We start from the raw sequence: 21050 nt of genomic DNA, 5'->3' as shown, positions 1-21050 counted from the left end.
CAAACCCATTTCCACAGGAGATCACCATGAAGCACCTTCCCCTCGCCGCCGCCGTTCTGGCCCTTGCCACACTCTCCGTCCAGGCGCAGACCATCGAGCGCGTCAAGATGACTGACAACGACCTGAACTGCCAGCAGATCTACGGTGAGATCGGGCAAATGGACAGCGTGGTCACGCGCGCCGCCCAGTACACAGCGGCGCCGGCCACTGCGGCCCCCGCAGATGCAGGTGGTCAGGTCGCCGGAGCGGTGGTGCAAACTGCGCTGGCCACCGCAGCGGCCAATGCGGCGGCGCAGAACGCCGGCAGCTTTGGCGGATTCGGCGGCGGCCTGGGCGGCATGTTTGGCGGCATCGTGCAGCAGCTGGCAGGCAATACGGCCCAACAGGCCGCCAATAACGGCGTCGCCCAGCAGCAGGCCGCAACCGCGCAGCAACAGGCCATTGCCCTGCAGAGCCAGCAGGCGCAGGGCCGCAAGGAACATCTCACCGGCATGTTCCTCGCCAAGGGCTGCAAGATGAGTGATATCCAGAAGTAATGAAGCCCCCACGCTCCCCCACTGCGTGTGGGTCGCTGCCCCCCGAGGGGGCCGCCCGCCCTCCGGCCCGGCAAAGCCGGTTCCGGGGCTCATGCTGGGTTGAAGGATTCTTTGGGCACTATCAAGCGGGGGCCGCGGATCCGGCTTCGCCGGTCCCAGGCGCCGCCCCCTCGAGGGGGAAAAGGGCTACACGAAGTGAGCCCGGACGGGGGTGGTTATAGATCGCACGGCTCGAGCTGGTGAAGAGGGCCCTGGATCACCAGCCTGTTTTTAGCGGGCTTTTCACATCCACAGCAAACGCTCGGTAGAGCTCGCTTCACATCGAGAAAATCTTGCCCGGGTTCATGATGTTCTTCGGGTCGAGCGCGCGTTTGATGGTGCGCATCATGTCGACCGCGCCGTCACCGGCTTCGGTTACCAGGAAGTCCATCTTGTGCAGGCCCACGCCGTGCTCGCCGGTGCAGGTGCCTTCGAGCGCCAGCGCGCGGGTGACCAGCTTGTGGTTCAGCGCTTCGGCCACTTCGCGCTCCTTGGGAATCGTCGGGTCGATCAAATAGCCGAAGTGGAAGTTGCCGTCGCCGACATGGCCGACGAGGAAGTAGGGAATGCCGCTGGCATCGACTTCGGCCACCGACTCCAGCAGGCAATCGGCCAGGCGCGAAATCGGCACGCAGGTGTCGGTGGAAATCGCGCGGCAGCCGGGACGCGACTGGATGGCCGCGAAGTAGGCGTTGTGCCGTGCCGTCCACAGGCGCGTGCGCTCTTCCGGCGTGCTGGCCCATTCAAACGCGTTGCCGCCGTGGCCGCTGGCGAGCTCCTGCACCAGCTCGGCCTGCTCTTTCACACTGGCGGGTGAGCCGTGAAACTCCATCAGCAGCATGGGCTCTTCGCGCAGCGTGAGCTTGGAGTGCGCATTGACCATGCGCACCGTGTTGTGGTCGATCAGCTCGACGCGCGCAATCGGAACCCCCAGCTGGATGATCTCGATGGTGGTGCGCACGGCAGCTTCGATGCTCGGAAAGGAGCACACCGCGGCGGAGATGGCCTCAGGCAGCGGGTACAGCCTGACGGTGACTTCGGTGATTACGCCTAGCGTGCCTTCGCTGCCCACCATCAGGCGCGTGAGGTCGTAGCCCGCCGATGATTTCTTGGCGCGCGTGCCGGTGCGAATGACGCTGCCGTCTGCGGTGACGACCTCCAGTGCCAGCACGTTCTCGCGCATGGTGCCGTAGCGCACGGCGTTCGTGCCGCTGGCGCGCGTGGCGCTCATGCCGCCCAGGGTCGCATCGGCGCCCGGGTCGATGGGGAAGAAGAGGCCCGTGCTTTTGACCTCTTCATTGAGCTGCTTGCGCGTCACGCCCGGCTGCACGGTAACCGTCAGGTCTTCGGCATTGATGGACAGCACCTTGTTCATGCGGCTCACGTCGACGCTGATGCCGCCCTGCACGGCCAGCAGGTGGCCTTCGAGCGAAGTGCCCACGCCGAAAGGAATTACCGGTACGTTGTGTTCGCTGGCGAGCTTGATGGCATCGGCCACGTCCTGCGTGCTTTCGGCAAACACCACAGCGGAAGGCGGCGGCGCGGCAAACGAGGATTCGTCGCGGCCATGCTGCTCGCGCACCACGAGAGCGGTGGAACAGCGCTCGGCAAAACGCGTTTTCAGGGCATCTATCAGCGCGGCAGGGGTTTCGCGCTGGCAAATCTCGGGAAGCAGGTGCGTGGGCAGGGGGGCGTTCATGGTGTCTCCGGGTCGGTGGCACAGTTTACGACGTGCGCGCCGTTTGCGCCAACGAGGCCGGAGGCCCAGCCATGACCGCTGGAGCGCCCGCATGAAGCGGGGGAGACAAAGCAGGCCGCCCCCTCAAGGGGCCATCAGGGACCGTCAGGAGCCGGTGGCCGCCTTGGTGAGCTCGGCCAGCGAGATAAAGGTGTCGTGGTTGGTATCGATCTGCTCGAAACGCTGTGCCACGGCCGGCAGGTGCTCGGCTTCCTGGCGATCAAGCTTGCCGTCCTTGTTGGTATCCGCACGGCCGAAAGCCGCCTCGACGTCCTTGCTGGTGGTGCGGTTTTGCGGTACGGCGCCCGGCGTGCCGGAAGGCGCCATCTGGGAGGGCGGGCTGGTGGGGCTTGCAGGTGAGGGAGGAGCGGTTTGGGCCCGCACGGCGCCAGCAGCGCCCATAGCCAGTGCGGCCACCAAAAGCACGCTGCGCAACTCGAAGCCGGGAATAGAATGTTTTGAATGCTGTGTTGCTGTCGTGTGCATGGTCATGCGAAGAGTCTTTCAAGGAGTGAACAAGCGATCATTGCAACCCAGCCTGTCCGTTGCGGCCAGCAGTTTTGCAGGGTGTTTCCTCACTCACATGATGGCGTACGACGACACATTTTCTTGCCCGGCGTAACGCTTGGGGCTTCATGCACTTTCACCGCGCTTCATTGCGCCTTCACACCATGGCCAACAGACTTTCACAGATCGCAACGCGCACCGGCGATAACGGCACCACCGGCCTGGGCGACAACACGCGTGTGTCCAAGGACAGCCTGCGTGTGCATGCCATGGGCGATGTCGATGAGCTGAATTCCCACATCGGCCTGCTGCTGTGCGAAGAGCTGCCGCCGGGCGTGCGCGACCTGCTGGTGGAGGTGCAGCACCAGCTCTTCAACCTGGGCGGCGAACTCTCCATTCCCGGCTTTGAACTGCTCAAGCCCGAAGCCGTTGCGCTGCTCGATGAAGCGCTGGCCGAGCACAATGCGAAGCTGCCGCGACTGGCGGAATTCATTTTGCCGGCGGGCTCTCGCGCTGCGTCGCTCGCCCATGTGTGCCGCACTGTGGCGCGCCGCGCCGAACGCGCTGTGGTGGCACTGGGTGCCGCCGAGCCGGTCAAGGAGTCGCCGCGCCACTACCTCAACCGCCTGAGCGATCTGCTCTTCGTTTTGTCGCGCGTACTCAACCGCATGGACGGCGGTGACGACGTGTATTGGAAGAGCGAGCGCATGGCGCAAGCCGCCAATACGAAATAACAGCGACGGCCTGCGCGATGTTCTCGCAATAGCGGGCGCGCAGGCATGGTTGCTATTCGCAACCCGGGCGTTGAGTGCGGCCCTCAACGGCCATTGGCTATTACTGCGGCCGCAGCATCGCCATCGTGATGCGCGAGACACAGGTCAGTTCGCCCGCGTCATTGGTGAGCTCGATCTGCCACACCTGCGTGCTGCGTCCTATGTGCACGGGCCGCGTGGTGCCGGTGACCCAGCCGCTGGTGACGCCCTTGAGGTGGTTGGCATTGATGTCCAGGCCGACGGCGCGGTGCCCTTCGGGTGCCGCAAAGGCCGCGCCGCACGAGCCCAGGGTCTCCGCCAGCACCACCGATACGCCGCCGTGCAGCAAGCCGTAAGGTTGCACCGTGCGGCGGTCCACCGGCACGCGGGCGCGGATGAAGTCGTCACCCACCTCCAGGAATTCGATGCCCAGATGGGTGACCGCACTGTCGGCGTTGTGGTGCGTGAGCAGTTCGACGGAGATGGGCTGTTTCCAGATGCGCATGAAGGTTCTCCCAAGGCTGGTACCCCCTCACTATAAGGTTGCGGCCTACAGCGCTTGGGGGCCTTGTCGCGTAGGTTGCAGCGCTGGCGGGGCTTAAGCTGGCCATATGAGACACACGGACTCGGACTACATGAACCTGGATTGCCGGAACCGGGGCTGCCCGGCTCCCTTGGGCCGATGACACGTTCGCACAAATGGCTGGCAGGGCTGCTGGGTGTCGCACTGGCCCTCGGCTTGCTGTGGTTCGCCGCACTCCGGCTGTTGCCGAGTGACGAGGAACTCGCGCAGCGTGCCGCCACCGAGCTTGAGGCGCAATTGGGCGTCAAGGTCCGTGTCGGTGCATTGCATTGGCGTTTGCTGCCTTCGCCGGCGGTGGTGATTGAAGAGGCCAGTACGAAACAGCCCCAGCCGATCCTGATCAAAAAGCTCACCGTCTACCCGGACCTCTTCGCCCTGTGGCAACGCCGCGTGAAAATTGACCGCGCCGATCTGGAGGGTGCTGTGGTGCCTCAGCTGTCGTTGCGCGGGCTGGGGAAACAGCGTGAAAAAAAAGACGAAATGGCCGGCGATGAACTGCCGCTGGCGCGCTTTGTGTTTCGCGACGTGACCTGGATCTCGCGCCGCGGCATCTCTGTGGTGTATGACGGCGAGGTTGATTTCGACCCCGGCTGGCGTCCGCGCAAGACCGTGCTGAGGCGTCCCAATGTCGAGCCCACCACCCAGCTGAGCTTGGCACGCCAGGGCCAGGAGGACCGCTGGGAGACACGCATACGCGTGGGCGGCGGCACGGCGGACGGAGAAGTCCGGCTCGAGTTTCGCGCCAACGGCCGCATGCACCTGGAAGGCACTCTGCAGCCCCGCGATATCGAGGTTGAAAGTGCATTGGCTGCTTTCAATCGCCGGTCTGTCGTTGCAGGCCGGGCCTCCGGCGAAACCACGCTCTCGGCCAATGGCGACACGGTGGCCGAACTGGCGCAATCGTTGCACACCAAAACCCCCTTTACGGTGGGCAAGTCCATGCTGCTGCGCTTTGACCTGGAAAAGGCCGTGCGCACGGCCGGCAAGGAACACGCCGGCCAGACACCGCTGGACACCATCACGGGCCAGCTCGACACGCAGAACACGCCCGAGGGCATGGTGGTGACCTACACCGGCGTGAAGGCCAGCTCCGGTGCGCTCACCGCCTCGGGTGATGCCAAAATTGCCAACCGGCAGATCGCGGGAGAGTTTGCCGTTGACCTGGTGGACGGCATAGTGGGCATCCCGCTGACGGTCAGCGGCCCGCTCGACAACGTCAAATTCTCCGTGTCGGGCGGCGCCATAGCGGGCGCCGTGGTGGGCACTGCGGTACTGCCGGGTGTTGGCACGGCCATTGGGGCCCGCATCGGCTCCACACTGGGCAAGATTTTCAGCCCGGGCCCGGCGCAGCCTGCCAGCGCGGCGCGCAGCGGCAAGGCACCCGCCGCACCGCCCAAATCGCGCTGAGGGTCCGATCCATCAACTGCGCCCGGCGGGTCCGGTTGCCGTCAATACCCACATCCGATGCTGAGCTTCTGGCTCTCTGAATTTACCGCAGGTGGTTAAAATCCCGCTGAAGCAGCGCAAGCCAACACCATCATTTTTGCGGATACCCACGTTTCAACGACCCGCATCAACCGACCATAAGGCCATCGATATGCCACAGCAGCAGTCTGCCGCTTCCAACACCGCATCGACTCCCCTGGAGCGCGCGCTCGGGCAAAACGAGGCTGTCAAGGACACCGTGGAGCAATCGGCCGCCGAGCTGCTGGTGATCAACACCGTGCTCAAGCAGGAACTCCCGCCGCACGTGCAGGCCGGCGAAGTAGCCCAGGCGCTGCAGAAAACCGACGCCCTCGAAACCCGCATTCAGGAATCCGCTGAAGACCTCGCACAGGTCAATGAAACCCTGGAACAGGAAATCGGCGAGCGTGCCGACCTGGAACGCGAACTCGCCAGAACCAAGGCAGCCCTTGCCAGGGCTACCGGCCAACCCCAGGCCAAGTAAGCCCCAGCTAAACCGGCTTGGCCGGCGATAAGCCGGGCCATGCCCCGGCCATTTCACAGCTGCCTGCGTTCTGTCATCAATTGGTAAGGGTTTACCCCTAGAATCATTTAACCTTAAATGATTTGCTTTGCCGTTGGCGCGCTGCTGTGCGCCGATTGCCAGGCGGTTTTTACCCTGCAAGGTCACTCGGCCTTGTCTTTTGGCCTTCACGGCTACCCCACCTTTTGGAGATTTGCGATGCTTCGCCGCCGCTTCCTTTCGTTTGCCCCTCAAATGGCTGCCCTCGCCGCCGCTCCCGCTTTCATCCGCAATGCCTATGCCCAGGAGGGTCTGACGGCCAAGGCCATCACCATCGGCAGCACGGGCGCGACCAGCGGTCCGCTGGCCAGTGTTGGCGCCGAGCTCAAGCTGGGCGTGGACGCAGCCATGGGCCAGATCAATGCCAAGGGCGGCGTGAACGGCCGCATGCTGCAGTTCCAGATGCTGGACGATGCCTATGTGCCGCAGCGCAGCGCCGACAACGTCAGGAAGATGATCGGCGACGGCAGCATTTTTGCGCTGATGTCCTGCGTCGGCACGCCTAACAACGCCGCCATCGTGCCGGTGATTGAAGAGTCCAACCTCCCCTACGTCGGGCCGCGTTCGGGTGCGTCCTCGCTGCGCAAGCCCGGCATGCGCAACGTGTTTCATGTGCGCGCCAGCTTCACCGACGAAACCCAGCGCCTGGTGCAGCGCATCGTGAGCATGGGCATCAAGGACCTGGCGGTCGTCTACCTGGACAACGACTACGGCAAGGAAGTGCTGGCTGACGTCAACCGTGCGCTGCTGGCGCAGGGCGCAAAGGCTGCGGCGCAGGCGGCACTGGCGGTTGACGGCAAGAACCTCAACGACGTCGTCGGCCAGGTCGTCGCGGGCAAGCCCGGCGCCGTGCTGCTTGGCACCGCCGGGTCGGCTTCCGTTGGCCTGATTGCCGCACTGAAGAAGGCGTCACCGATGCTGCCTGTCGCGGGCCTGAGCGTCACGCTGTCGGGCGACGGCATCAAGGCCCTGGGCGCGGCCGGTTCCGGCCTGGCGCTGACCATGGTGTTCCCGGATCCGTACCGCGCCAAGTTGCAAGTGGTGCGTGACTACCAGGCCGCCATGCGCGCCATCGGCCAGCAGGAGTTCTCGCTCGGCAGCCTGGAGAGTTACATCAACACCCACGTGATGGCCGAGGGCCTGGAACGCGCCGGCCGTGACGTGACGCGCGGCAAACTGCGCACCGCGCTGGCCGGCCTGCAGAAGTTCGACCTGGGCGGTTTCAGTGTCGACTATGCCGCGCCGCCGTTCGCGGGTTCGAAATTTGTCGAACTGGGCGTGCTCGGCGCAGGTGGACGTTTCCTGGGCTGATGGGCCATTGATCCTGGCTGGCAGCGCCTGTTGCCGGCAGCCAGAAAAAAGCCCCGGTTGTTGGGTCAACCGGGGCTTTTGGCATTAAAAAGAAGCTGAAGCCCAATCAGAGCGTGCGCAAGTTGCTATCAAATAGATAGCGATTCGTTGATCAGGGTTTGCGGCTCAGCAAGGCGTACAGCAGGATCGCGCCGAAGGTCGCGGTGCCGATACCGCCCAGCGCGAACTGGCCGAACTTCAGCGTGAAGTCACCGGTGCCCAGCACCAGCGTGATGGCGGCAACAATCAAATTGCGGTTGTCTGAAAAATCCACCTTGTTGTCCACCCAGATCTTGGCGCCGGCCACGGCAATGAGGCCGAACACCACGATGCTCACGCCGCCCATCACCGGCAGCGGAATCGCCTGGATCAGCGCGCCGAACTTGGGGCTGAAGCCCAGCACCACGGCGATCAGCGCCGCCACCACGAAGACGGCGGTGGAATAGATCTTGGTCGCCGCCATCACGCCGATGTTTTCGGCATAGGTCGTTACGCCTGTGCCACCCGCGCTGCCCGAGACGATGGTCGCCACGCCGTCGCCGATGAAGGCGCGGCCCATGTAGACGTCCAGGTTCTTGCCGGTCATGGCCGTCACCGCCTTGATGTGGCCGAGGTTTTCCGCCACCAGGATGATGGCGACGGGCGCAATCAGCAGCATGGCATTGGCGCTGAACACCGGTGCCGTGAAGCCCGGCAGGCCGACCCAGGCGGCATTGGCGATGCCCGACAGGTCCATCGGCTTGCCAAGGCCGAGGCCGTTGGTCAGCACCGCATAAATCACGCTCGCCACAATGAGGCCGACCAGGATCAGCAGCCGCTGCACCATGCCGCGCGTCATCACGGCTACCAGGGCCACGCTCACAAACGTCACCACCTGCATCCATGAATCGAAATTGCCGGCAGCCATGTTCTTGACGGGAATGCTGGCCAGGTTCAGGCCGATCACCGCCACCACGGCACCGGTGACCACTGGCGGCATGAAACGTTCTATCCACCCGGTGCCGACGGCCTGCACGATGAAGCCGATCAGCGTATACACCACGCCGCAGGCAATGATGCCGCCCAGCGCCACGCCCAGGTTGGCATTCGGCCCCTTGCCGGCATAGGCCGTGGCGGCAATCACTACGCCGATGAAGGCAAAACTCGAACCCAGGTAGCTGGGCACCTTGCCGCCGGTTACGACAAAAAAGATCAGGGTGCCGATGCCGCTCATGAGAATGGCGATGTTCGGGTCAAAGCCCATGAGGATGGGCGCGAGCACCGTGGCGCCGAACATCGCGATCACGTGCTGCACGCCCATCACCGCGGTCTGTGGCCACGGCAGGCGCTCGTCGGGCCCGATGACGCCGCCCTGCTGCAATACCGCGCTGCTTTTTTCTGTCCAGTCCAGCATTCCCATCATGTCTCCTCTTTATAAAAGTGAGGCAATGCTAGGGGGAATGTGCGCACTGCACAAGGGCGGTGCTATGCAGGGGTCAACAGGTTCTCAAGCCAGGAAGGCGGCAACCTGGCGCAGCACTTCATCGTCCTTGAGGATTTTGCGGTGGCCCAGGCCTTCGGTGGCCACCAGGCGCGCGCCGGCAATCGCCTCGCTGTAAGCCACGCCGTCGGCAAAGCGGTTGATGCTGTCCTGCCGGTCATGCACCACCAGCGTGGGCAGGGCGATGCGCGGGCCGACCATCGCCGGCTCAAACTGCGGCATCAAAATGCCTTCGCGCGCCTCGATGCGCCGCTGCATGGCCGCGCGCGTGGATTCGTGCAGGCCAAACACGTGGGCGAACAGGCGCGTGTATTCGAGCGGCGAGGCAGGCGGCGCCAGCAGCACCAGCCGGCCAGCCGCCAGCCCACGGCTGGCGGCATAAGCGCCGGCGTTCGCCGACAGCGAATGCGCCACCACCGCGCGCAGCGTGTGGCCCTGCTGCTGCAACCGTGCGGTGACGTACTCGAGCACGCGCGCGAACTGCGGCAGGTTGGTGACCGAGCCGCTGCTGCGCCCGTGCGCCGGCATCTCAACGATCACGGGCCGCAAGCCTTGCGCGCCCAAGGTTTCAGCCAACGCCAGCATTTGCCCGGCGTGACCGCCCCAGCCGTGCACCAGCAGCACCACCGGGCCGGCAGGCGCGACGGGGCGGCTGTACATCGTCACGCTGGCGTCTTCAAAAGGCCATTGCTCAATATGCCAGTCGGGGCTCCACTTTCTGCGGCGGCTCACCCATTTGGGCGGCAGTGGTGTGCCGAACAGCCGGTAAGCCGCCCGCACAGCCAGCGCCGGCCAGAGCTGCTGGGAAGCGCCCAGCCCCCAGCGGAAAATGCGTGTCAGGGGGCTGGCGTTGTAAAAGGCCGCGGTGGCCTGGAGCGATGTGCGTGTCATGGTGTGGTCCTCCCCGTGAATGTCAGTACCAGATCCAGTCTTCGTTGCTGCGCGGCAAGCCGCGCAGCGAAGCCAGGACCGCCTTCACGGCGCGAACGCCAAGAAATACGCCTAAACCAATGATCAAAATCAACATGATTTCCTCATTTCTCCGCACGGTCGTGCGAAATTAAAAGTTACCCAAACAGTGAAAAAGACATTGCTGCCCCTTTCGCCTTGCTCTTGTCTCTTATTGGTTGGTGACTGCCTCGGTCTGGTAGCTTGTGATCAGGCGCCTCCAGGCTGCCTGGGCCCGTTCAGCCGCGCGTGCATCGCGTAGAAAACGGGCATCGTGAAACATCCCCATGGCAATGCTGCTGATTTCCATGACCAGCTGCTCCGCATCAGTGTCGGCCTTCAGTTGACCGGCCCCCATGGCCTGCAGCACGGTGCGCCGCAACGAGGCGCGCCAGCGGGTGACCTCGCTGAGCAGCAGGTCGCGCAACTCGCCTTCGCGGTCGTCCAGCTCAAAGGCGCCCGCAGTGTAAATACAGCCCGACTTGGCCTCGACATCGCGCGTGCGAACAATCCAGCGCTGCACCATCGTCTCCAGCCGCGGCAAACCCTTGGGCTGCTGCATGGCGGGCACAAACACATCAGCAATAAAGCGCCGGCCGAACTCTTCGATCACGGCCTTCTGCAAAGCCTCGCGTGAGCCGATGCGTGAAAACACACCACTCTTGGAAATACCGATGCGGTCGGCCACAGCCTGCAAGGTGATGGCCTCCAGACCTTCCGCCGCAGCCAGCTCAATGCCTGCGCCGATGATGGCGGCGCGGGTCATTTCGCTTTTCTGGGTTTTGGCGTCCATGCTGCAAATATTAGCACGATTGTGCGAAAGTGCAATCCCCTCACCGCGTCACGGGTTTCGGGTCTTCCGCGCAGGGCTAACAGGCGGCGACGCAATCGATCTCGATGTCAAAGTGCCCTGGCCATGCCGGCACGCAGATGAAAATCCGGGCCGGTGGATCCTGGGGAAAGTAGCGGGCGTAAATAGCATTGACCGTTGCAAATTTCTCGACCGATGTGCAATAGATGTTGCACTTCAGCACCTGGTCCAGCGACGAACCCGCTGTTTCCAGGCAGAGCTTCATCTGCTCCAGCACCAGCTCGGTCTGGCGTTCGAGGCTTGCGTTGATGACCTCACCCGTGGCGGGATCAAACGGCGGAAGGCCAGAGACATAGACCGTATCGCCATGGCGCGTCACGACCGAAGTGGGCGCCTTCCACCGCTCGAGCCAGGTTGAAAGGGGCTCGACGCGAATAATCTCTTTGGCCATAGTGGTGTTCCTGACAGGGTATGCGGTGCTTCCATCGTTGTAACCCGCAACGGCATTGCATTGCTTCGCGTCAGAACGAAGCATTCACGCGCCGGCGCCACAAGATGCGAACACCTTAAACCGCTAGCGCCGGCGTTTGCCTATTGGAGTGGGTTTCTTGGGCACCAGCCCCACAGCCGCCCTGGCCAGGGCGTCGGCCTCGCGGTTGCGATGGCGCGGTATCCAGACCAGTCGCACAGACGCGAAGGAGCGTAGCAGGGCGCGCACCTCTTCGAACAGCGGAGCCAGCCGCAGGAAGGGCTCGGTGGCGGTTCCCGCCAGCTGCTCCACCACCACGCTGTTGTCGCAGTGCACCAGCAGCGCCGTGGCACCCTGTTGGCTGGCGTACTGCATGGCCGACATCAGCGCACGCAATTCCGCTTCGTTGTTGCAGCCGCGGCCCTCCGCAGCGATGGACAGCGGATGCCGGCTGCCGTCTGGCCCGGTGACGACAGCGCCCAGGCCCATGCGGCCCGGGTTTGGCACGGCGCTGCCGTCGCAGTAGATGACCCAGGGTTCGCTATTCAATGAACGCTTCCTTCATATGGAGTCAGCCAATATAGGCGATGGCGGGATACCACCGGGTCACATCCGCCTCGTCCTGGTTTATGGTTGCGTCCATGTTCCAGATACGCAAGTACCAAAACTGGCTTCAGGCCACACGCGGCCTGTCATTCGACAACTACGATGCCTTGTGGCGCTGGTCGGTCACCGACCTCGACGCCTTCTGGCAAAGCATCTGGGACTACTTCGAACTGCAGTCGCCCACCGCGCCCACGGCCGTGCTGGCCCGGCGCAGCATGCCGGGGGCTGAGTGGTTTCCCGGTGCGCAGGGCAACTACGCGCAGCAGGTGTTCCGCCACACGGCCGCGGCCGAAACGGCGGGCGTGCCAGCCATCGTCAGCCACGGCGAAGCCAGCCTGGCGGACGGCGAAGCAGCGCGTGAACTGGGTTGGGCCGAGATGCGGCGGCAGTCGGCGTCGCTGGCCTTGCACCTGAAAGCGCAGGGCGTGAAGCCCGGCGACCGCGTGGCCGCCTATCTGCCCAACACACCTGAGACCATGGTCGCCTTCCTCGCGACGGCCAGCATAGGCGCTGTGTGGAGCGTGTGCGCGCCCGACATGGGCACGCCCGCTGTGCTGGACCGTTTTCGCCAGATTGAGCCCAAGGTGTTGATCGCCTGCAACGGCGTGCGCTACGGCGGAAAGGACATCGACCGCCGCAGCGTGGTGGCCGAGCTGGCTGCGGCGTTGCCCAGCATCACGCACGTGATCCTTCACGAGGTGCTGCCCGGGAATTCAGGCGCTACTGATTTGATAGCTGATTGCGCAGGTATGCAAAGCGCTACAGCCCGAAATGATGCACAAACAGCGGCCTTCGAGCCACTCTGGCTGCCGTTTGACCATCCACTGTGGATCGTCTATTCCAGCGGCACCACCGGCCTGCCCAAACCCATCGTTCACGGCCATGGCGGTGTGGCGCTGGTGGGGCTGGCGCTGCTGCGCCTGCACAACGACCTGGCGCCCAGCCACGCCGACCCGGCCAACCCCGAGAGGTTTCACTGGTACAGCTCCACCGGCTGGATTATGTGGAACGTGCAGGCTGCCAGCCTGCTCAACGGCACGACCTGCTGCATCTACGACGGCAACCCGGCAGGCACGAACAAGGACCAGCCCGACTGGACCACGCTCTGGCGCTTTGTCGCCGACACGCGTGCTACTTTCTTTGGTGCGGGTGCGGCCTTCTTTGCCAACTGCATGAAGGCGGGCATTGACGTCGCGCAGTGCGGAGACTTGAGCCGACTCAGAACTTTAGGCACCACGGGCTCGCCGCTGAGTGAAGATACGCAGCGCTGGGGTACAGCGCAATTCGCAAAGCTACATGATGGGCAAAACCGGACGCGGCTGGCCGCCGGGCCGCCCCAAGGCCAGGCAGCCCCAACTTCAGATGAAAGGGGCAGCGTAATGCCGGAGGCACACGAAGTGAAAAGCGTGGGGGCACCAATCTGGTGGTGCAATATCTCTGGCGGCACGGACTTCGCTGGCGCTTTCATAGGCGGCAACCGAGAGCTGCCTGTGGTCCCCGGCGAAATGCAATGCCGCATCCTCGGCTGCGCGGTCGAGGCCTGGAACGACAAGGGCGAGTCCGTTGTCGATGAAGTCGGTGAGCTGGTCTGCACGCAGCCGCTGCCGTCCATGCCGCTTTACTTCGTTGGCGACAAGGACAACCAACGTTACCTCGCGAGCTACTTCGACACCTACCCCGGCGTGTGGCGGCATGGCGACTGGCTTAGGGTTACGCCCTCGGGCAGCTGCATCATCTATGGCCGCAGCGATGCCACTATCAACCGCCACGGCCTGCGCATGGGCACCAGCGAGCTCTACAGCGCGATTGAGGCGCTGCCCGAAGTATTGGACTCCATGGTGGTCGACCTCGAATACCTTGGGCGTGAAAGTTATATGCCGCTCTTTATCGTGCTGCGGCCCGGCCATGTGCTTGACGAAGCGATGAAGATGCGCCTAAACCAGGCCGTCAAGACCGCGCTGTCGCCGCGCTTTGTGCCTAACGACATCTTCGCCGTGCCAGAAATTCCGCGCACGCTCTCGGGCAAGAAGCAGGAACTGCCGATCAAGAAGCTGCTGCTGGGCCAGCCGCTGGAGAAGGTGCTGAACCGCGACGCGATGGCCAACCCCGGTTGCCTGGACTGGTATGTGGACTTCGCGCGCGGACGTGCCGCACCCGATTTGAGGAATTAAGCCCGGAAGCCATTACACCCGTGCGCGCAACCACTGCGCCAGGTCCGTCATGACCCGCTGGCCGACAGGCGACACGGCCGTGAAATGAATACAGGCATGAATGGCGCTGGGGTAGTGATGGTGCGTCACTTCTACCCCGGCGGAGTCCATGCGCCGGGCCAGGGCGTGGCCCTCGTCGCGCAGCGGGTCGTGACCCATGGTGGCGACCCATGTGGCGGGAAGGTTCGCCAGGCCCCCTGAGTCCAGCAAAGCAAAGTCAGGATGCTTGTCCGCATCGGCCTGCTTGCCGAGATAGCTGGCCATAAACCACTGCATCACGCCCATGCTGAGAAATTTGCCTTCGTTCTCCGGGTAGGAGGCGCTGGGCTGGCTGGGGTGCTGTGCCACCGGATAGATCAGGCCGAGCGCGCGAACGGCTTTTGCGTTCACGCGCCGTGATGCCACCAGTGCCAGCTGCGCGCCGGCGCTGTCGCCGGCCACCGCGATACGGTTTGCGTCGCCGCCCAACGCAGAGGCATTTGCGAGTACCCAGCGCAAGGCGGCCTCAACGTCGTCCGGTGCGGCGGGGAAGGGGTGCTCCGGCGCCAGCCGGTAATCCACTGCCACGACCAGCATGTCGGTGTGGTGGCACAGCGTACGGCAAACCTTGTCGTGGGTCTCCAGGTCGCCGATCACAAAACCACCGCCATGCGCATACAACAGCACGGGCCAGGGGCCTGCAGCTTCGGGCCGGTACACACGAAGGCGCAGCGGACCGCTGGGGCCGGGGAAGCTGGTGTCGTTCACTTTCCCGATGGCCGGGGCCGGCAAACCCAATGTGTCGGCCAGCTCGCGGTAAACCTGCCGTGCGATGGCAGGTGGCAGGCTTTCCAGCGGCGGATTGCCTTGCGCGGCGGCCTGGGCCAGAAAGCCGGCCAGGCCAGGGTCCATATCGGCCGTCTCCAGCACCGGCTTCACAACAGCATTCATTCGAGAGTCTCCTCATGGGTGGGTAACGTGTTCATCGCAACAATTTGCCGTCGCGGGCGCGCATGCCGATCTCGACATGGTCCGAGGCGTGGTGCCGCTCCCGGCCGAACGAGAGCCTGAAGCCGCCCAGGTCCAGTGCTCCAAGGCTTTCAATCGCCTCGCCGAGGCGCAGCCCGTCGGCTCGGGGCCCGGCGCGGCGCAGTGCCTCCGTGCAGACACGCAGGTTCAGGTAGGACTCCAGGCCTTCGAAGGTCATAGCCTCGGGGCCGATGAAATCGTCTGCATCGCGCTCGAGTTCACGTACGATGGGCAGGCGGGCCACCTCGGGGTTCGGGACCACACTGGTGTACCCCACCAGGCGGTTGCGGAACAGGCGCGTCAACTGCGTCAGCCCGGCCGTCGAGAGTGTGGCGATGGTGGAGGGCGCGTTCTCGTAGGCTGAAGCCGGAAGCCGACCCAGCGAATCGAGCACCTCGTTTCCCAGGTTGAGGACCAGGGCCTGCGGCGCGGCCTTGGCCACGTCGCGGAATGCCGCTTCGATGGACGCCAGCCGCGCGTCGGCGGTGATGCGCGTGACTTGCCGGCCGTCGCGCTGCAAGGCTGCCACCAGCGCTTCGGTGCGCGCTGGTTCGGAACCGTCGGCCAGCACCGCCACCCGGGTGACGCCGATGGATGCCAGCTGGCGCACCAGTGCATCTGCCTCTCGCGCATCATCCGGTCGCAGGCTAAAAACATGGCGGACATCGGGAGAGCGCAAAGCCGACGCGCCCGACATCGGGCCGACCAGCGGCACGCGAAGTTCGCGCGTGGCCTGGGCAGCCTCAAGGCAGGCTCGTTCACCGAGGCAATTGGCAATCAGCACCGCCTTGTGCTGGCTCACCAGGGTGCGCAGATTGGCCGCCACGCGCCGTGGGTCACCGCCGTCGTCCAGCGTCACCAGCTCGATGCGGCGCCCGGCAATTCCGCCCGACGCGTTGACGCGCTCTACATGCGCACGGGCGCCGGCCAGCACACGGTTGGCGACCGGAAAGCCCGCGCCGGTGAGCGGCAGAGACTGGCCGATGACCAGGGCGTCGGGCGCGGCATGGCCTGCCGCGCCCGCGCCCAGCAGCATCGCCGCCGCAAGAAGCCTGCGCGTGCGGCGCGCCAGCGTGTCGCTACGCGGGTTCATACCGGCACTCGTACATTGACCGGCGTGGGCAGGGCCACTGCCGGCCGCAGCAGGAAGTAGCCCAGCGCGGGCAGCAGGACCAGCGCCCCCACCATGTTCCAGACAAACATGAAGGCCAGCAAAATGCCCATGTCGGCCTGGAACTTGATGGGCGAAAAAGCCCAGGTGCCGACGGCCAGCGCCAGCGTGATGCCGGTGAGCAGAACCACGCGGCCGGTGAACTGCAGCGCATGGTGGTAGGCCTCGGACAGGCTGGCACCTTCGCGCATGCGGGCCAGCGTGATGCTGAGCACATAGAGGGCATAGTCCACGCCGATGCCCACGCCAAGCGCAATCACCGGCAGCGTGGCGACCTTGACCCCCATGCCCAGGCCCACCATCAAAGCCTCGCACAGGATCGAGGTCAGCACCAGCGGCAGCACCGCCACCACCACTGCGCGCCAGGAGCGGAAAGTGATCCAGCACAAAATCACCACCGCTGCATACACCCACAGCAGCATCTCGCGCATGGCCTTGCCCACCACGATATTGGTCGCCGCATCAATGCCGGCGCTGCCCGCTGCCAGCTTGAAGGTGACGTCCAGCGTGTTGTTGACCGCAGCGAAGCGGTCCACATCGGCCACCACGCGCGCCAGGGTTTCGGCCTTGTGGTCCTTCAGGTAGACGTACAGCGCGAGGAATGAGCAGCTCTGGTTGAAAAGCTCGCGCGGCGCGCGCGTCTGCACCCCGCCCAGGGCGCCTTCATTGGGGAGCAGCTCAAACCACTTGAAGTTGCCTTCGTTGTAGCCCACCATGGCCAGCTTGGACAGCGCGGCCATCGAGTTGGTGGATTCCACACCCGGCAATTGCTCAAGCTGCCAGGCCAGGGCGTCCACCTTGGCCAGCGTGCCATAGGCCGTGCATTTATCCGCGGGCGTGGTCACCATCACGGTCAGGATGTCGGCACTCGCTGCGTAGTGGGCAATCTGGTAGGCGTTGTCCTGGTTGTAGCGTGAACTGGGCCGTAGTTCGGATGCGCCGGGGTCGAGGTCGCCGATTTTCAAATGCAGGCTGATGGCATAGCCGCCTGCGGCCATGAGCGCCGCAGCGACCACTGCTGCCGTGGCCCAGCGCTTTTGCGTGAAGTGATCCAGCAAGGCCCACAGCCATGAACGTTGTGCCCCTTGCGATGCTTCCTGGCGCAGGCTGCGTGCCGCCGCTGTGGGGGCCACGCCCACGTAAGACAACAGGATGGGCAGCAGCACGAGGTTGGTGAAGATGAGAACCGCCACGCCGATGCTGGCAATCAGGGCCAGGTCCTGGATAACCTTGATCTGGATGATGACCAGCACTGCGAAGCCCACGGCATCGCAGAGCAGCGCGGTCAGGCCCGCGACGAACAGGCGCCGAAAGGTGTAGCGCGCTGCGACCACCCGGTGTGTGCCGCGGCCGATGTCCTGCATGATGCCGTTCATCTTTTGCGCGCCGTGGCTCATGCCGATGGCGAACACCAGGAAGGGCACCAGAACTGAATAAGGGTCGAGCTCATAACCCAGCAATGCCAGCAGGCCGAACTGCCAGACTACCGCCACCACCGAACACGCCACCACAAGCGCTGTGCTGCGGGCGCAGCGGGTGTAGGCAAACAGCACCGCGGTGGTGATGGCGAGAGCCAGCAGGAAGAACAGCAGCACCTGGTGCAGGCCTTCGATCAGGTCACCAGCCACCTTGGCGAAGCCGGTCACACGAATCTGCAGCGCATCGTTGCCGTGCTTGGCGCGCAGGATTTCGATTTGGCGTGACAAATCGCCATAGTCCAGCGCCTTACCGGTTTCCGGATTACGGTCCAGCAAGGGAACAAACACGATGCTGGACTTGAAGTCGCCCGCCACCAGCTGGCCGATTTCGCCCGAGCGCTCGACGTTGGCGCGCAGCCCGGCAAGGCTGGCGGGTGATCCGTCGTAGGCATCAGGGATCACCGGCCCGCCGTCCAGGCCTTCCTCGGTCACGGCCACCCAGCGGGTGTTGGAGGTCCACAGCGACTTCATGAAGGGCCGGTCCACACCGGGCAGCAGAAAGATTTCGTCGTTGATCTTCTGCAGCGCATCGAGGTAGGCCTTGTCGAAGATCGTGCCCTGCCGGGCCTCCACCACCAGCCGCAAGGCATTGGCCTGGCCGCCGAGGTCAGCCTTGTGGGCCAGGTAGTTGACGATGTAGGGGTGGCCCGTCGGGATGGTTTTTTCAAAACTGGCGTTGAGCTGCAGCTTGGTGGCCTGCCAGCCCAGCACGAGGGTCAGCAGCAGGCACACCGCCATGACCCAGGGCCGGTGATTGAAAAAAGCGCGCTCAAGCAGCGTGCCCGAACGCGTGTCGAAATCCTCCAGCCGTGCGACGACGGGCTGGAGATCGGAAGAGGAGGAATCGGCGTACATAAAGTTTCGCCATTGGCGGCGCATGTCTCTTCGTTGTTTTCAATTAGCCGGCAGTGCGGGCAAGTGCCGCATGCCACGCAGGCTTGCCAGCACCAGGCTGCCGTCGGCCGCCAGGGCAACGCCGGAAACCGGGACCGGCTCGCGTGCCGGGATGCGCCGCAGGCCGGGCCCGCCTGCGGTGCCCATCAGGGCGTCACCCGCCTGGCTCATCAGAACAAAACCGCCGTCCGGCAAAGCCATGCCGGCTCCCACCGCCATGGGCACGCCGGTGTCGAGCTTGTCCCAGTGCACGCCCTCGTCTGTCGAGCGATAGGCCGAGCCGCGCAGGCCGTAGGCCACCAGCGCGCCGCCTCGGGTGCGCAGCAGGCCGAAAAAGCTGCCCTTGTACGGTGACTGCAACGCGGTAAAGCTGGCCCCGCCGTCACTTGAGCGCAGCAGCAAGCCCTGCTCACCGGCGATCACCAGCGTGCGGCCGTGGGCGCGCACGCCGTACAGATGAAGGGCTTTCGGGTTGGGCAGCCGTAGTCCCCATGCGGCCCACGTCTTGCCGCCGTCTTCGGTGGCAAACATCAGGTTGTAAGCACCGACGGCAAAGCCGCGCCGGGCATCCACGAATTCCAGGTCAAAGAACGGTTTGTCCGCACCTTCTTCCACCAGGTGCTCTGCCTGCGCCATGGCCTGGCTGTCGCCACTGCGCTGCGCAGCCTGCTTCACCAGTTCGGCCGCCTGGATGCCATCGAGCTGCTTTTCCCAGGTGGCCCCGCCGTCGACGCTGCGCAAAATCACGCCCAGATGTCCTGCGGCCCAGCCGGTGCGTTCATCGGCGAAACACACGGCCGTCAAGGTGGCTTGCACAGGCACCTGCGCCTGTCGCCAGGTGGCGCCATGGTCATCCGACAGCAACACCGTGCCGCGCTCTCCCACCGCCACGAGCCGGGTGCCGGCCCGTGTCACGGCCAATGTGGCCGCGCCTGACGCCTTGGGCGTGACCAGCGCCGGCTGTGACAACACGGCGGGCCCGTTGGCAGCCCACGCGGGGAGTGCAGCGGAGGCCACCCAGCCGAGCAGCCCCATCAGGGCTGTCCGCCGCGCAGCGCGAGGCTGGGCACTTCCGGTCATCAGCGAGCGCCTTCGCTGGCGAGCGATTCAGCGCTGAAGAAGGAGCGCGGAATCGGCGGCTGCATTTCATACTGTTTGGGCAGCTCGTTGGAAGCCATGTTCAGGTAATAGGCGCCGGTCTGCATGTCATAGCCGCCCCACAGCACGACGTTGGTCACGGCCGGAATGTCCGGTGCCGTCAGCATCAGTGCGTAGTTGGTCCGCCAGAGCTGGCCTTTGGCGTCCCAGCCGTCGAACAGCGCGATTTGCCAGGAGTCTTCGTCGATGTAGTACTTGCGCCTGGGCACCACATGGCGCTTGCCGGCAGCCAGTGTGGCCTCGACTTCCCACACGCGGTGCAGCTCCCAACGCACCTGGGTCGGGTTCAGCGTGTTGGGCGTCACCAGGTCTTCGATCTTGGCCGAGGCGGCGCGGTTGTTGTTGTAGGGGATGTAGATTTCCTTCTTGCCTACCAGCTTGAATTCGTGTTTGTCGATCGGGCCAAACAGCGTGAAGGCCTCGTCGAACAGACCGATGCCAGAGGTCACCGAGTCGGGTGTGTCATAGGCCACGGAAGGCGCCTTGCGCACGCGGCGCTGGCCCACCAGGTACTGCCACAGGCCGCGCGGCGCGGCATCCGAGACGCCGTCGAGCGCGAGAATGGCTTCGCCCGCCTTGGAGCCCGGCGCGTTGACCACCAGCTTGCCGTACTGGTAATAGCCGTCGAACTTCTCGGCGCTGCCGTCCTTGTCGTAGAAGGCCTGGCGTATGGTCTGCGTACCGCCGGAGGCCATGGTGCGTTTGCCGTCGGAGGTCACCACCCAAACGCGCATCGGCATCGCGAAGTTTCCGCCGCGCCAGGCCGTGCGCTGGTTCCACATGGCTTCATAGCCGTCTTTGGGAATCGGAAACGGCGTGCCGCCAAAAGCGCCTTCCATGCCGTAGCCGCCTTCAATGGTCTTGGCCCGCGTGGCGTTTTTGAAGGTGTTGTCGTACACCGACTGCGGCGCCGCCGCGGTGCGGTGCGTGGGGTACACGTCGATGCGGAAGTCGGGGTACTTCTTCATCAGGGCCTGCACGCCGTCGGTCAGCTTGTCGGCGTGCTGCGCCATGTTTTTGGCGTTGATCGACAGGATGGGTTTTTCGTTGGGATACAGGTCGGGCCGGGCATCGCCGTTCTTGTAGCCCGGGGTGGCCTTGGCGAGGCCCCCTTCCCACGGCGGAATGGTGCCGTCCTTGTTGCCGGCTTTTTCGGCACCCATGGGCGTCAGCGAGGATTTGAGTTTGGCGGCCTCTTCGGCCGTGACGGCGGCCTGGGCGGACATGGCGCCGGCCAGCAGGGCGGCCACGAGCAATGGGTGTTTTGCGGTCTGCATCATGATGGT

Annotated in this window: 19 protein-coding genes; 6 read left to right on the top strand and 13 right to left on the bottom strand. The window is 64.5% G+C overall.

Annotation, left to right across the window (positions count from 1 at the left end):
• Positions 1–26: 26 nt before the first annotated feature.
• Positions 27–536 (top strand): hypothetical protein, encoded by a 510-nt coding sequence (locus AC1DYR_RS16635; protein ID WP_477706081.1) that lies wholly within the window; start codon positions 27–29, stop codon positions 534–536.
• 316 nt (positions 537–852) lie between these two features.
• Here AC1DYR_RS16635 and AC1DYR_RS16630 read toward each other — a convergent pair whose 3' ends face one another.
• Both AC1DYR_RS16630 and AC1DYR_RS16625 read right to left on the bottom strand, forming a co-directional pair.
• Positions 853–2274: an FAD-binding oxidoreductase gene (locus tag AC1DYR_RS16630; RefSeq protein WP_477706080.1), complete on the bottom strand. Its 1422-nt coding sequence runs from the start codon at positions 2272–2274 to the stop codon at positions 853–855.
• Positions 2275–2418: 144 nt separating this feature from the next.
• Complete coding sequence (locus AC1DYR_RS16625) at positions 2419–2805, bottom strand: EF-hand domain-containing protein (RefSeq protein WP_477706079.1); 387 nt, start codon at positions 2803–2805, stop codon at positions 2419–2421.
• A gap of 179 nt (positions 2806–2984) precedes the next feature.
• Here AC1DYR_RS16625 and AC1DYR_RS16620 point away from each other — a divergent pair, with 179 nt between their 5' ends.
• Entirely contained in the window at positions 2985–3554 is a 570-nt protein-coding gene (locus tag AC1DYR_RS16620) for a cob(I)yrinic acid a,c-diamide adenosyltransferase (protein WP_477706078.1), read from the top strand.
• Positions 3555–3654: 100 nt separating this feature from the next.
• Here AC1DYR_RS16620 and AC1DYR_RS16615 read toward each other — a convergent pair whose 3' ends face one another.
• Positions 3655–4077 (bottom strand): hotdog fold thioesterase, encoded by a 423-nt coding sequence (locus AC1DYR_RS16615; protein ID WP_477706077.1) that lies wholly within the window; start codon positions 4075–4077, stop codon positions 3655–3657.
• Between the two features lie 177 nt (positions 4078–4254).
• Between AC1DYR_RS16615 and AC1DYR_RS16610 the strand changes: the two genes are divergently transcribed.
• The 3 genes from AC1DYR_RS16610 (at position 4255) to AC1DYR_RS16600 (ending at position 7492) form a co-directional block, all read left to right on the top strand.
• Positions 4255–5562, top strand: a complete 1308-nt coding sequence (locus tag AC1DYR_RS16610; RefSeq protein ID WP_477706076.1) for a hypothetical protein — start codon at positions 4255–4257, stop codon at positions 5560–5562.
• Between the two features lie 190 nt (positions 5563–5752).
• A complete protein-coding gene (locus AC1DYR_RS16605) occupies positions 5753–6103 on the top strand; it encodes a hypothetical protein (RefSeq protein ID WP_477706075.1) in 351 nt (116 codons plus the stop codon).
• Positions 6104–6340: 237 nt separating this feature from the next.
• On the top strand, positions 6341–7492 hold the full coding sequence (locus tag AC1DYR_RS16600) for an ABC transporter substrate-binding protein (protein ID WP_477706074.1): 1152 nt from the start codon (positions 6341–6343) through the stop codon (positions 7490–7492).
• 151 nt (positions 7493–7643) lie between these two features.
• Here AC1DYR_RS16600 and AC1DYR_RS16595 read toward each other — a convergent pair whose 3' ends face one another.
• The 5 genes from AC1DYR_RS16595 to AC1DYR_RS16575 form a co-directional block, all read right to left on the bottom strand.
• On the bottom strand, positions 7644–8930 hold the full coding sequence (locus AC1DYR_RS16595) for a solute carrier family 23 protein (RefSeq protein ID WP_477706073.1): 1287 nt from the start codon (positions 8928–8930) through the stop codon (positions 7644–7646).
• Positions 8931–9017: 87 nt separating this feature from the next.
• On the bottom strand, positions 9018–9902 hold the full coding sequence (locus tag AC1DYR_RS16590) for an alpha/beta hydrolase (protein WP_477706072.1): 885 nt from the start codon (positions 9900–9902) through the stop codon (positions 9018–9020).
• A gap of 229 nt (positions 9903–10131) precedes the next feature.
• The gene (locus AC1DYR_RS16585) at positions 10132–10752 is read right to left on the bottom strand and encodes a TetR/AcrR family transcriptional regulator (RefSeq protein ID WP_477706071.1); all 621 of its coding nucleotides are present in this window, start codon (positions 10750–10752) and stop codon (positions 10132–10134) included.
• Positions 10753–10828: 76 nt separating this feature from the next.
• Positions 10829–11221 (bottom strand): RidA family protein, encoded by a 393-nt coding sequence (locus AC1DYR_RS16580; RefSeq protein WP_477706070.1) that lies wholly within the window; start codon positions 11219–11221, stop codon positions 10829–10831.
• 123 nt (positions 11222–11344) lie between these two features.
• On the bottom strand, positions 11345–11788 hold the full coding sequence (locus tag AC1DYR_RS16575; protein ID WP_477706069.1) for a ribonuclease HI family protein: 444 nt from the start codon (positions 11786–11788) through the stop codon (positions 11345–11347).
• Positions 11789–11880: 92 nt separating this feature from the next.
• On the opposite strand from AC1DYR_RS16575, the gene AC1DYR_RS16570 reads away from it, so the two are divergent.
• Entirely contained in the window at positions 11881–14016 is a 2136-nt protein-coding gene (locus AC1DYR_RS16570; RefSeq protein ID WP_477706068.1) for an acetoacetate--CoA ligase, read from the top strand.
• A 12-nt stretch (positions 14017–14028) separates the two neighbouring features.
• On the opposite strand, the gene AC1DYR_RS16565 is transcribed toward AC1DYR_RS16570, so the two are convergent.
• From AC1DYR_RS16565 to AC1DYR_RS16545, 5 genes are read right to left on the bottom strand one after another with little or no spacing between them, the layout of a single operon-like run.
• Positions 14029–14985: an alpha/beta hydrolase gene (locus tag AC1DYR_RS16565; protein WP_477706067.1), complete on the bottom strand. Its 957-nt coding sequence runs from the start codon at positions 14983–14985 to the stop codon at positions 14029–14031.
• A 31-nt stretch (positions 14986–15016) separates the two neighbouring features.
• Positions 15017–16156: an ABC transporter substrate-binding protein gene (locus tag AC1DYR_RS16560; RefSeq protein ID WP_477706066.1), complete on the bottom strand. Its 1140-nt coding sequence runs from the start codon at positions 16154–16156 to the stop codon at positions 15017–15019.
• Entirely contained in the window at positions 16153–18567 is a 2415-nt protein-coding gene (locus tag AC1DYR_RS16555; RefSeq protein WP_477706065.1) for an efflux RND transporter permease subunit, read from the bottom strand. Before AC1DYR_RS16555 ends, AC1DYR_RS16560 begins: the two co-directional genes overlap by 4 nt.
• 39 nt (positions 18568–18606) lie before the next feature.
• Entirely contained in the window at positions 18607–19686 is a 1080-nt protein-coding gene (locus AC1DYR_RS16550) for a WD40/YVTN/BNR-like repeat-containing protein (protein WP_477706064.1), read from the bottom strand.
• Entirely contained in the window at positions 19686–21044 is a 1359-nt protein-coding gene (locus tag AC1DYR_RS16545) for a DUF1329 domain-containing protein (RefSeq protein ID WP_477706063.1), read from the bottom strand. Before AC1DYR_RS16545 ends, AC1DYR_RS16550 begins: the two co-directional genes overlap by 1 nt.
• Positions 21045–21050: the final 6 nt, after the last annotated feature.

Source organism: Polaromonas sp. P1_F9, assembly GCF_056405615.1.
The sequence above is the reverse complement of the archived record's forward strand: the minus strand, read 5'-3'. Positions and strand labels throughout refer to the sequence as shown.